The organism is Chryseobacterium soldanellicola, assembly GCF_900100115.1.
GTDB lineage: Bacteria > Bacteroidota > Bacteroidia > Flavobacteriales > Weeksellaceae > Chryseobacterium > Chryseobacterium soldanellicola.
This window is the reverse complement of the sequence record NZ_FNKL01000003.1, coordinates 762261-774759: the sequence shown is the minus strand read 5'-3', so window position 1 is coordinate 774759 and position 12499 is coordinate 762261. Positions and strand designations below refer to the sequence as shown.

At 35.3% G+C, this 12499-nt stretch carries 9 protein-coding genes; 5 read left to right on the top strand and 4 right to left on the bottom strand.

The window, feature by feature from the left end:
- The first annotated feature begins 17 nt into the window (after nucleotides 1–17).
- The 5 genes from BLT04_RS13020 to BLT04_RS13000 all read left to right on the top strand — a co-directional run bounded on the left by BLT04_RS13020 (nucleotide 18) and on the right by BLT04_RS13000 (nucleotide 3052).
- Nucleotides 18–860 carry a DUF5777 family beta-barrel protein gene (locus BLT04_RS13020; RefSeq protein WP_089756225.1) on the top strand — a complete coding sequence of 281 codons (843 nt, stop codon included), beginning with the start codon at nucleotides 18–20 and terminating at the stop codon, nucleotides 858–860.
- A 1-nt stretch (nucleotide 861) separates the two neighbouring features.
- Nucleotides 862–1209: a c-type cytochrome gene (locus BLT04_RS13015; protein ID WP_089756224.1), complete on the top strand. Its 348-nt coding sequence runs from the start codon at nucleotides 862–864 to the stop codon at nucleotides 1207–1209.
- 20 nt (nucleotides 1210–1229) lie between these two features.
- The gene (locus BLT04_RS13010) at nucleotides 1230–1775 is read left to right on the top strand and encodes a YceI family protein (RefSeq protein ID WP_089756223.1); all 546 of its coding nucleotides are present in this window, start codon (nucleotides 1230–1232) and stop codon (nucleotides 1773–1775) included.
- On the top strand, nucleotides 1772–2299 hold the full coding sequence (locus BLT04_RS13005) for an ankyrin repeat domain-containing protein (protein WP_089756222.1): 528 nt from the start codon (nucleotides 1772–1774) through the stop codon (nucleotides 2297–2299). The genes BLT04_RS13010 and BLT04_RS13005 overlap by 4 nt, the downstream gene beginning before the upstream one ends.
- A gap of 96 nt (nucleotides 2300–2395) precedes the next feature.
- Nucleotides 2396–3052, top strand: a complete 657-nt coding sequence (locus BLT04_RS13000) for a T9SS type A sorting domain-containing protein (protein WP_228421946.1) — start codon at nucleotides 2396–2398, stop codon at nucleotides 3050–3052.
- Nucleotides 3053–3245: 193 nt separating this feature from the next.
- On the opposite strand, the gene BLT04_RS12995 is transcribed toward BLT04_RS13000, so the two are convergent.
- The 4 genes from BLT04_RS12995 to BLT04_RS12980 form a co-directional block, all read right to left on the bottom strand.
- A complete protein-coding gene (locus tag BLT04_RS12995) occupies nucleotides 3246–3644 on the bottom strand; it encodes a hypothetical protein (protein WP_089756220.1) in 399 nt (132 codons plus the stop codon).
- Between the two features lie 8 nt (nucleotides 3645–3652).
- A complete protein-coding gene (locus tag BLT04_RS12990) occupies nucleotides 3653–7114 on the bottom strand; it encodes a DUF6443 domain-containing protein (RefSeq protein ID WP_089756440.1) in 3462 nt (1153 codons plus the stop codon).
- Between the two features lie 67 nt (nucleotides 7115–7181).
- Nucleotides 7182–10802 carry a DUF5977 domain-containing protein gene (locus BLT04_RS12985; RefSeq protein ID WP_089756219.1) on the bottom strand — a complete coding sequence of 1207 codons (3621 nt, stop codon included), beginning with the start codon at nucleotides 10800–10802 and terminating at the stop codon, nucleotides 7182–7184.
- Nucleotides 10799–12358: a T9SS type A sorting domain-containing protein gene (locus tag BLT04_RS12980; protein WP_089756218.1), complete on the bottom strand. Its 1560-nt coding sequence runs from the start codon at nucleotides 12356–12358 to the stop codon at nucleotides 10799–10801. Before BLT04_RS12980 ends, BLT04_RS12985 begins: the two co-directional genes overlap by 4 nt.
- Nucleotides 12359–12499 lie beyond the last annotated feature (141 nt).

The window sequence follows — 12499 nt, the reverse complement described above, 5'->3', positions numbered from 1 at the left end:
TTTTAATAAAAATGTGTATGACAAAAACTCTCTTATTTTTGTCAATGTTAGCTTCAGGTCTTGCTTTTTCTCAAGAAGACCTGCTGAAGGATATTGACACCATTAAAACAAACACCGAAAACACGCAGCCTGCATTTAAGGCACTGCAGATCGTCACGGGACAATCCACAAAGCTGGCAGCAAAAAAAGACTGGTACATTGTCGTAGCGCATCGTTTTGGGGATGTAAGCAAAGGCTTTAAGGATTTCTTCGGTCTGGATGATGCTTCAACCAAGTTGGGGGTTATTTATGGCGCGACTGACTGGCTTTCACTAAGTCTTTCCAGGGAAACCAATCTGAAAACTTTTGAAGGCGGTGCAAAATACAGGCTCGTAAAGCAAAGCGAGAATTTCCCGGTAGATATTGTCGGATATAATGTTTTGGCGCTGAATACAGATCTCAGCACAGACAATTATCCGCATCTTAAATTCGGAGATCGACTTTCTTATCTTACCCAGGCTCTGATTTCAAGAAGATTCAGTGATGATTTTTCTTTACAATTGACGCCTTCGTATGTTCATAAAAACCTTTATGATCCGAATATTGAAGATAAAAATCAATTTTTGACAGGACTTGGCGGACGCTACAAAATCTCTAAAAGAATCTCCATTAATGCAGAGTATTTTGTGAATTTTGATAATCACAGCTTTTACAAAAATCCTTTGTCTTTAGGAATGGATATAGAAACCGGAGGCCATGTTTTCCAGCTTTTATTTACCAATTCTCAGCTTAATTCCGATATCGGCTATCTCACAAATGCAACCGGAAAATGGGAAAAAGGACAGATTTTCTTTGGGTTTAACCTTTATAGAGTATTTTAAGATGAAAAAGTTTTTATGTATCATATCAGGTTTCGCTTTTCTTACTTCATGTGAAAGCAGAACCTACGAAGAGATTTCTGATAATACTCCCATTACTCAGCAGGTGAAATACAATACCGATATCAAACCTATTATTGATGCGAATTGTATCAGCTGCCATTCTCCGGGAGGGCCGGGTCCGCAGGCATGGACAAGCTATGATCAGGTAAAAAATAATATCGACAATATTATCGACAGGATCGGAAGACCAAATGGCGATCCCCTAAAAATGCCTCAGGGCGGAGCATTATCAACAACCCAGATCAATCTTTTCGTAAAATGGAAAGCCGATGGACTTATTGAAAATTAACTCAATCAGAAAAATAGAATATGAAAAATTTAGTATTAATAATGGCTTCTTTACTCTTCTGTAATTTGGCTACGGCTCAAAAATATTCGGCTAAAAACGGAAAAGTGACCTTTGAGGCGTCCGTTCCTTTATTTGAAGATGTATTTGCCCAGGATGACAACAATGTTGTTGTTTTGAATGCCGATACCGGAGATATGGCTTCTATTTCTGTCGTTAAAAATTTCCATTTTAAAACAAAATTAATGGAAGAGCATTTCAATGAAAGCTACGCAGAAACAGCAAAATACCCCAAAACGACTTTCAAAGGAAAGATTGCGAATTTTGATAAAACGAAATTAACAGCTTCCCCTCAGAAATACACCGTTCAAGGGACATTAAACTTTCATGGTGTAGATAAACCGGTGACTTCAGCAGCTACAATTTATTCCAAGGACGGAAAAATTTACATGCAGGGAAGCTTTGTGGCCAAAGCAGCAGATTATAAGGTAACGATTCCAAAAATGGTTATGAAAAAAGTTGCTGAAACCGTGAATGTAGAATATAATTATGTAATGGTAAAACAATGAAAAATTTTATCTTAATAGTAAGCTTTTTATTAAGCTTTACATCTTTTTCAGCTCAGGAAAAAGCAAAATCTGTTTTTGATATTGCAAGAGCCGGAACTGTGACAGAGCTTAAAGAATTAATGAAAAAAGATCCGAATATCATTAACCAAACCAACGAAAGTGGCTTTTCACCACTTATTCTGGCATGTTACAGAGGCAATGTGGAAGTGGCTAAGTTTTTGATTGATAATGTAAAAGACGTTAATTATAAAAGTCAGGAAGGTACGGCGCTGGCTGGTCTTTCTGTAAAATATAATAAGGACTTGGTGGAGCGTTTACTCAATAAAAACGCTGACCCAAATATTGCGGATGCAACAGGATCGACACCCTTATTCTGGGCTGTAAAATTCGGAAACAAAGAATTAATTGAACTATTGATCAAGCACAAAGCTGACAAATCTAAAAAAGACTCAATGGGAATGACGCCATTCGAGTACGCGTTACAAACAAACAATAAAGAAATAATCAACCTACTAAAAAATTAAAATATGAAAAAAGTTTTACTAACATTATGTTTAGCTCTTGCAAGCGCTGTAGGAGCACAGTTTAGCTCTGGTGTCGTGAATCTCAGCACTACTGGTATGACAATAAAGTTGGATACTACACCAACTTTAGTGACGATGACACTTACGGGAAGTGATAATTCTTTTATGGGAATCGGTTTTGGTAATAGTGGTATGGCGGCCGGAGCAGATGGGTTTATCTATAATTCTTCTGCTAATAGAGACTATACTTTTAATGGAATAGGAATTACACCTTCTGCCGATGCTTCTCAGGACTGGACTGTTACATCTAATACTACTTCTGGAGGTATAAGAACTGTTGTTGCTACAAGATCTTTAAATGGAGGCTCCGGAGATACTGCAATTCCTAATGCGGCAGGATCAATTGGTATTTTCTACGCAAAAGGAAATAATACCCTAACTTTGAGTAATCACACACCACCTAATAGAGATTATAGTACATTAACTATGACAGCTTCTTTAGGAACAAATGACTTAGCCCTAGAAAGCAAAAAAGTAATTCTTTACCCTAATCCTGCAAAAGAAACAGTTAATTTCAAAAATGCAGATAAAATAAAATCTATCGACGTTTACGAGTCAACAGGTAGAAAAGTAAAATCTGTAAAAGTAAATGGAGAAAATATCAGTGTTTCTGATCTGAAATCAGGAAGCTATTATTTTGAAATTACTTTAAAGGATGGAAGTGTATCTTATGAGAAATTGATTAAGGAATAAATTGAAATAAAAAGCTAGGTGAGATTATGTTATGACCTTTAATGTTTTAGGTAGATACTTACTATAAAGCTGCTATAATTCCGTTTCATTTATAAATGAAACGGAATCTAAATTAAAACCCATCGTATTACGATGGGTTTAACAGTTTATTTTTCTACACAAATTAAGAAAAGCCAAAAGATAAGTAATGGGATTAGAGATTGCCTACACGCCATTGACGATTATTTATCTTCATCAATTTCATAATACGATTAGTAAGCTCTTCATCATAAACATATTTTCCTACACCAACGTTGTAAACAACACCATTTTTAACTGTAAAAATCATATCTATTTTTTGATTATTGATAAAAATTGTAATATAACCATAATTATAGTTTACCATTACCTCCTCTCCTTCAGAAAATTGGTTTATTTTTTTACAGATAAATATTATATCATTTCTATTTTTAATGTTCAAATTCTTTATACCTCCATTGAATTCATACCATCGATTTTCTATCTGTAGCTCTGCAGTGTTACATTCCTTCGGTTTATTCTTACAGCAAATTATAAATGCAGAGATTAGTAATATATATATAAATTTATACATCGTTGTAATTATTTTGGTTTAATTAAATTAGTCAACTCCATTAAATACTTAGTATCTCCTGTGAATGTTGATGAGGATGCCGAAACATCTTCAGGACCAACTCCCAAGCCATAACTGTAGCCATGATAGAGCAATTGATCTTTAACAAATGTTCTTTTAGGAATATAATAATTTTCATAATTCCAAGTATATTTATATTCTCCACTATAACTTTCGAATTTTGATGCTCCAACAGGTCCTACACCAAGTTGCGCGCCTTCTCCGTAGCCTTCCAATGTTTTCAAGTTAAACTGGCTCAAAGAAATATCAGAATACATAAAACTTACCTGAATTCCAACTGATGCTTCAGCACCCTCTAGTGAATTTCCTGTAGCATATAATCCCGCTTTTCCTTGGTCTATTCCTTTCATCATCAACGCTACGCTAGCACCAGCACCAAAACCTTTTCCCAATGCGAGATTAGCTCCTAATCCCACTGAAATAGCATCTGGATTTCCATGAGCTGAAGCTAATTCATCAAATTGATATTGTCCTGAAATCCCTCTATAGTCTCCGTAAGTTTTTCTCTGAGAGTCATCTGGAGCTAAAGATATGCCTTGAACAGGATACGGAGCGGAAATATTAACATTCATATCATATTTTTCAGATTTAATTCTTGCATATTCTCTGTATTGCCCTGAAGAAACATCAAAGAAATTAAAAATAATATCATTAGGCTTTCTACCATCGGGGTCTATAAATCTCAAAGGATTATTAAATACGTAATTATATGGCGACCATCTTCTCGATTTTTCCGCCATTGGATCCACAACGCCCCATCTACCAAGATCCGGCATATAAAATCTCGCACCATAATCATACATCCCTGTTTCCTGTAACTCTTTACCATTATATTTGTAATTGTATTTAGAATTTCCGGATAGAGTGTTATATCCTTCATGTTTTAAACCAAAGGGATAATAATTGTTTTCTTCAATGATCTCTGTTCCTGAACCACTTTTTGTGTAACTCAATCGTACATTTCCTAAATGGTCAACATAATTGTAAATATACTTATTTTGTTGGAAATCATAATATCCTTCTGCAGTTGGTACAAATTGCAACTCTGTTCCTGCAAGTTGACCATCAGATATTGAATACTGAAACCCGTCTAAATACAATATCGTAGGAGCTTGTATTGAACTCGTTCTTCTTGATTTGGAAACTTTTACTCCATCAGCCCTGTAAATATATTGGTTAGTAATAGCTGTTTTTGTTCCTGGTCTTGTTTTTATAGTGGAAGGAAGGTTTAAAAAATTATAATCTATCTCATTGATTTCTTTATCCATATGACTCGTCATATTACCATTGTTATCATAAGATATAGTGTTTCCACCTAACGGATAGCTTGAGGGATTTTGTGATGTATCAGAAACAGAAGTCAATTTATTTCCTGTGTAAACATAGGTAAGATCATCAATAACTGAAGCCGTTGTTTGTGAATCGGCTTTTCCCATTCTGGTTAATTGAGTAATATTTCCATTTAAATCATAATGAGAGTATTCACTGTAATATCCTGCCCATATAATGGAGGAATTTGGTTCTAAATAAAATCCTCCAGTAAGACGATTAATAGAATCATACATATAAACATATCTTCTTTGTATTCCATCTTGAGAAGTTTTCCAGTCTATCTCAGAAATATTTCCATTATACTTTGGCATCCATAGATCTGTTAATGGATTTTGATATCTCATTTCATATCCAAACAGCTTTCCATTAGTCAGATTGGCAGGATCATTGATTTTAGTCATCCAACCTCTGATATTGTAGGCATAATCTATACTTTGAAGTGGAGTGGCGACATTTGTCCCTCCAACTTTTTTTGATTCTAGCTGAGATAGTTCATTATATTTATTTTGAGTTAAAATTTCTTCAGTATTATTATCTACCTGATGTTTATGAACTAACAATCTGTTTTGATTATCATACTCAAAGTTCTCAGTAATAACTTTTTCTGTGTCTGTATTTAACCTTTTGTGTCTTGTAATTGTTTTTTTAATTACTCCCGCAAAATCTAGTTCGGATTCATTTTTAGTGTAGCCTCCCAAATGATTGATAGAATGCGTTCCGATTACCCTTCCCTTAGTATCATAGTAAGAGTAATTCTTTGTCCAGTTGTCATCTTCAATATTCTTTACATAAGAAGCTGTGGGCAAACTCTTGGTGCTTATTGAAGAGTTTTGTGCATCCTGAGATAAAAGGGTCTGTCCTAAAATTGAAGACGGTATCGCTGGTGATCCAGCCGGGTATGTATCATAATAATTTACGGAAGTAATTTTATCTATAGAAACAGGATAGGTGGAATTACCATATTCAATGGTCATTCCGTTCATGGTTAAAGTACCACCTCTTACTTCATAATCTATAGACTGCCCGTCGACAGCACTTTGGATAGTCTGTCGTGGAGTTCCATCTCTGCAAATTCCGGTATAAACGGGTCTTCCAAATTTATCATACTTTGTAAAGGTCCAGGCTTCGTCTCCAACAAAACCATTTATTCCTATTTTAAGATTGGCATCGCGATAATACACTACCTGACCTCTCTTATTGTATATGATTTGTTCCCAGCCTTTTCCCGGAAGCTTTTTCTCGACTAAACGATTTTTCCCATCATATTTATATTGATAACATAAACCTGTTAAAATGGGATCGGTAGCAGAAATGGTAACTCCCGATCCTAAGTTTTTAAGAGCATCGGCTGCATTGGGAGGAATAACATAAGCCAGCTGATCATAATCATTGTAAATATAATAAGTATCGGCACTTTCTGTGGTATTTAGCATCTTTCTCACTAGAATCGTTTGTCCCTGCCCATTTTTGAACTCTATCGTTTGATTACCGTCTTCATCAGTAACGCTGTTTTTATAAAGCTGATTGTTACCATAAGGGGTACCAGTAACGAGATTTGATGTAAATGTTGCGTAATCGAATGTAGCTATATACTTTTTTACTTCACCATCAACATTCGTTGAATAATCAAAATTAACGGGATGTGTCTGCCATGCAGTTCCCGTCTGCGCTTGTGACAAAACTCTGTCCAGCGGCGAGTTTTCAATGTTCTGATGGGTGAAAGGTCTGTTATCGTTATGATATGTTTGGGCAGCTGCATCAACTGCCGATTGGATGCCCCCGTTTAATGTAGTCATTGGTGCCGGAAGCCAGGAGTCTACCTGTCTTCCAAATCCATCGTAAGGAATCGTGGTAACCAAGTCTTTTCCGGTAGGACTGGCTTTTACATTAACAATCTGTTTGGAATTTCCCAAGCCGTCGATGTACTGTATCGTTTCTAACTGCTTAGCCGTTGAACTTGAAATGGTTACCGGCTCTAAGTAAGTACGGCTTTGTATATAATTCTCTGTGTTGCTTGCCTGAGCATTTGCAATGCCAAAAACAAACAAGGAGTTGATTAAGATTAGTATTTTTTTCATTGTAGTAACTGAAATTTGATATTCGTATTTAGATAACAAATTTGCCATATGTTTTTCCAAAGACTGTTTAATAAAAAGGTATTTCCAGCACCCAAGTCTGTGAGCTATTGTTATCAGGAGCAGGAGTATTGTCAATATAGATGTCCCCGTTTGGTCGCACAGACCACCATACTGTTAAATTACCGCCTGCTTGATGAGTACCACCGAATATAGTGTCCGAAGGTCTGCAATTTCCATTAATAGTAGCGATTTTTACCCCAGGATCCCCATCCCAAGGTAGAGTCGTAGAATTTGGCCCTGTCGTAAATGAAAGAGTTAATACAAATTTCCCTTCAGAATTTATAGCGTAAACACTACTGGTACCTGATATATCTAAAGAAGAATTAAAAGTAACAGGACAGTTTAAGGAAACACAGGTACTGCTTGTATTTGCCAAATTTTGTCCGTTAATATTAAGATCAGTCTCTGCTTGGGAATCAGCATCAGCTTGACTTATAGTTGATGAATATTGATTAGCAGGTACTGTATATGTTATAGGTGTACCTACAGCATTGCTTCCACAATTTGTATTTCTAAATATTTTGCTTACTGCAGAATTGAAGTATAGAGAATTATTAGAAGAGCTATAATTATACTTGTACTCCTTTAGTATTTTGCCATTAATATCAATTATCTGTTTTAATCTATTGGCTGTATCGTACAAATAAGTTTCCCTGATTCCACTTGGTGGTGTGACGCTTCTTACTCCAATCAAGGGATCGTAAGTATAAGTTGTAATCTGATAATTGGATAAGCTTGATTCTTTTCTGAAATTATCTAATATTAAAAGAAAAGATGTCTCATCATTTGAAGGAGCTGCAGCATTATCTAGTGTTGAAGCATTGACAATGGCATCAATTAATGATTGCTGAATATCCGAAAGTTTTGCACCTGCTATTTTTGCAATCGGCTGCGTCTGATTGTAACCCCAGATGATTGTTGTTGATACACCATCTTTAGTTGTATACTGTTGCAGATTGCCTTTATTGTCATATTTATCATAAATCAAATCAGTATAGCCAGTACTTGGATTTTGTATGTCATAAGAAACTGTAGAGCTTGGGAAAAGTTCAGCCGGAGATGAATTTTCATATTTGGTTTCCACTTTAGAAACCGTTTTGCCATCCTTTTTAACTTCTGTTTGAAGCGGAATTCCTACCATGTTTGCAGTAATAAGCGGGCTGCCATCTGGAGCGTAGCTATAGTTAGTTTGGACTACAGAATTATTAGGTGAAATTACATTTGTTTTACTTAAATTAAGATGTCGTGGACTGTCATATATATTTTCAGAATTTGTTATAATTTGAGCATTGCCTAAGTATTCTGTTGTTGTTATTTTTTTTGTTGGTGATGAATTCATATATCTTCTATATGCCTGAGTCCAAACACCAGATGAATGATTAATTGAAACATAATTATTGTTATCCGCAGAATTATTGGGATTATATTCCATATTATCATAATATTCGTAGTCCACTTTTTTAATAGGGTTTACTAAATCTGTCTGAGAAAAATATTTTTGAGATAAGGGTCTTCCTCTTAAAATACTCTTATCTATTCCATACATATTTTTTAAATTTGCATAAAGATTTATTGGGACAATATTTGTAAATCCACCTGTGGATTGTGTATAATTGTAGGCATCTGGAGTAATCAAATCAGGATGTGTCTCATAAGTTGAAAATTCGTTTTGTATATAGCCTTTCCCATTTTCAATTTCAAAAACTTTTGAATATCCCACATTATAACTATCTAGACTACTCACTTGAACATTTGAACTTGCTCTTATAAGAAGGTCTCTAAAAACACCTCCATCCAACATTTGTATATAATAAAAGTATCTAGGCCAGGTCATTAGAATTCCAGAACTCAGAGAACCATTTAATGTGGTTGTATACTTATATTCTTTGTCTGAATAAAGTACACCGTTCTCAGTACGGCTAGATATTCTTTTTATTCTTGCACCACCAGCCAATCCTCCATTATTTGTAAGTGTCGGAAGAAAAGCAGTGGAAGCTATTCTTTCTATTCTTTTTGAATATACTTGTGGTTCATATTCAAAAGTGTTGATCCCTTTCGTTGGATAAGTAACTTTGCTTAATAATGCTACATTATATTTTTGAGCATTAGGATCTCTAAAAGTATTATTTAATGTGTAATCTCCGTAAGATGTATAAGTATCGAATGGAGATAGACTTACATTATTGTCGAGACCATTCCAATACCCCCAATGATCAATTCCTTTTGTATAATAGGCGGGTAGATTATCAGTATTATAATATTCAAATTTATAAGTTTGATTACTGTCAGCATTTTCTATCGATTTCAAAAATGGCCTCTTAAATGTCCCTCCTAAATGATCGTAGGTAAAATCCTGTTTAGAGATTCTTATATTTTTATGATACGTCTCTACACTACCTATTACCCATTCATTAAAGGACCTATTAAGGTAAAATGGACTTAATGTATAATGTATAATTGGATAACCGGTATCAAGGTAATTAATTCTAATTTCATCATCTTGGTATTTTATTGATTTCAATACCGACTTCTTTAACATTGAAAATGTGGCTTTTTTTGATGGAGAATTAGCGATTGAACCTATAACAGCGGGATTGTCGCAGCCACTAGGACATGCAGGTGGATCATTAGGTCTTTGAAGATCTTGAATGTAGCTATCCATTGAAAATAGCACACTATTGTCACGTAGATTTGTCCAGTTGTTTAGAAGGCAGAATGTATCGTGAAAAAATGTCCCTTCCTCATAGTTAAAAGTAATTTCTTTCTTATTGGCTAAAATAACTTTAGCCAAACTAAATGAGCTGATCATTGGGTGCCCAGTATAGCCATCGTTTGGATAGTCAGGTTCTATTGTATATGAATATGATATCTCATACTTGGAAAGATCTCCGCCAAATATATACTTATTACCTTTTCCATCAGTTACAGTAATTATAGACACAGGAGGCTCACAAAACCCCTGACTGCCATACAAAGCCATTTGAGAAAGATCAATCTTAATGTTAGGATCGCTTGATTCTACAACAACATTACCATCATTTCCAATCATAAATTTTCCTGAAAGCCCCATCGCATTGAAGTTAAACTCATCTGGCTCACCTTCGTAATAATTTGGTGTAGATCCCATAAGCCATTCGTGTCCATCTGTATGTCCTGTTCCCGTTCCGCTTACATTATATGCTGCCGTATTTGAAGAAGAGTTTGCTCTTACACCTGTTAAAAATCCGTGAAGATCTGTGGATTGGCCATAAGGATTCCCACTTCCAGTACCAGTGGGAGCTCCTACATATTCATCCGGAATTATATTCATTTTTCTAGTAATTCTTCCTCCTGCAATCAGCGACCAGTTAACACCTGCAGCGTCAGATTTCTTATGCGGAATAAATCCCGAAGAGTCATAGACTAAGGTAGTAGAAATGTCTGCTTCTCCACCACCAATATTAGCAACAGGGATTTTTAAATCGATCGCACCTGTGTATAAATTAACAGGAACATTACCATATTTCTCGAAGGCATATGATTGTGGTGATTTCATTTGAACAGGATCAGTAGGTCCTTGAGCTAATAGTTGCATATTTGCAATTATTGCACTTAGTAAAAATATATTTCTTAGTTTAGTAAGTTTCATTTCTTAATGAGTTTCGCGTTAGCAGTTTTGTTCGTATCAGTTTTTATGGTAATCAAATACGCTCCCTGAATCAAATTCTGGGTATTCACCTTGGTCACTTTATTCTTCGTTTTTAAACTTTGCAATTGTCTTCCTCCCATATCATACAAAATGATTTCAGCATCCTTAAAATCAAAACCGATTTCTACATACGCGTAATCTGAAACAGGATTCGGATAGATCTTAATATCCTGTTTTACGATCAGCTGATCAATTTGTTTATCGCCCAGCTTTACGATCTTCCAGTTCTCTTTTCCGAGCTCTTCTGCGCTCGTTCCCGCTAAAATGATCGAACCATCTCTGTTTAATTTAATATCAGATAATCTCTCTTCCTTCTTCCTTGATTCTCCTTTGACGTGCTTTCTCCACTGTTCATTTCCGTTTTCGTCCAAATACAACATCCAGAAAGTCTCATCGTCATTCTCTATTCTTCCTTCCGCTTGAGTGTAACCGCCTAACAAAATTCCTGTTGTAATATCTTTATTCTTATCTCTTTGTTCCTGGCTCTGATTGATAACGCTCATTCCCATCAACACATCACGATTTTTAAAATTGTAAGATTTCTGCCAGATTTCTTCGCCTCTTTCATTGAGTGAAATCAGCCATAAATCAGTTCCTTCTTCTATTCCAACGGTTTTATTTCCTGATCTTTCTGAGCGACTTTCGCCACCAATTAAAAATCCGGTTGATGTTAAAGCTAAAGTTCTTAAATGATCATCACCTTTTCCACCAAAATTCTTTTCCCATTCAACTTTTCCGTCTTTTGAAATCTTAATGATCCAGTAATCGCCTTCACCAAAGTTTTCCGTTTTCTTGGAACCATTAGCGCTGCTTCTTGAATAAACGCCGAGTAAAGCCCCGCCATCTTTTGTGGGAATCATTTTCTCAACTTCATCCAAACCTTTTCCTCCCAATACAATTTGAGAGGCTATGCCTCCGTTTTTATCTAATTTTACAATTAAAACATCCTTGGAACCATAACCTTTAGCAGAATTCTGAACATTTCCGGCTACAAAAAATCCTAGATCTGTGGTCTGAATGACAGATCTTGCTTCTTCATCTGAAGTTCCGCCGATTGTTTTCTGCCATAATTCATCTCCAAATTCATTGATTCTGATAAGCCAAATGTCTGAACCTCCTTTGGAATCCTCTTTTTTATCTAAAGATTTACACGAAAATGACGTTCCTGAGATCAAAAATCCTCCTTCCTGGGTATTTACCGTAGCAGAGAGAAAATCATGGTTTTGTCCTGAGAAATATTTCTCCCAGACTTCTTCACCCTGCTGATTGAGTTTTACCAAATGGAAATCGTAGCCATTATTCTGCTTACTGTCAGTTGATAGTTTTTTAGATTGGATTGAGCTTCCTGTGATTAAATATTGTCCGTCAATGGTGGTAGTTACCTGTGAAAGAAAATCCTGGGTACTGGATTTGATGTCTTTCTGCCAGACCACTTCCTGAGCTGATAGATTGAAGAAAGTGCATAAGAAAAATACACCTATATAGAGTTTTTGCATGGATTATTGTTTATTAATGTTTTACTTAAATTTTTGTTGCAAAAATACTTTTTTTACTTCACTAGAATAAATATTAAAAATATTTAATGTAAATTTTATCATTCTTTTAATTTTCTACAAAACTATTTAAGTAGTACGACA

Bases quoted from the DNA above. Each gene is read 5' to 3' on its own strand.
- BLT04_RS13020 (WP_089756225.1), top strand. From the start codon at position 18: ATGACAAAAACTCTCTTATTTTTGTCAATGTTAGCTTCAGGTCTTGCT.
- BLT04_RS13015 (WP_089756224.1), top strand. From the start codon at position 862: ATGAAAAAGTTTTTATGTATCATATCAGGTTTCGCTTTTCTTACTTCA.
- BLT04_RS13010 (WP_089756223.1), top strand. From the start codon at position 1,230: ATGAAAAATTTAGTATTAATAATGGCTTCTTTACTCTTCTGTAATTTG.
- BLT04_RS13005 (WP_089756222.1), top strand. From the start codon at position 1,772: ATGAAAAATTTTATCTTAATAGTAAGCTTTTTATTAAGCTTTACATCT.
- BLT04_RS13000 (WP_228421946.1), top strand. From the start codon at position 2,396: ATGACAATAAAGTTGGATACTACACCAACTTTAGTGACGATGACACTT.
- BLT04_RS12995 (WP_089756220.1), bottom strand. From the start codon at position 3,644: ATGTATAAATTTATATATATATTACTAATCTCTGCATTTATAATTTGC.
- BLT04_RS12990 (WP_089756440.1), bottom strand. From the start codon at position 7,114: ATGAAAAAAATACTAATCTTAATCAACTCCTTGTTTGTTTTTGGCATT.
- BLT04_RS12985 (WP_089756219.1), bottom strand. From the start codon at position 10,802: ATGAAACTTACTAAACTAAGAAATATATTTTTACTAAGTGCAATAATT.
- BLT04_RS12980 (WP_089756218.1), bottom strand. From the start codon at position 12,358: ATGCAAAAACTCTATATAGGTGTATTTTTCTTATGCACTTTCTTCAAT.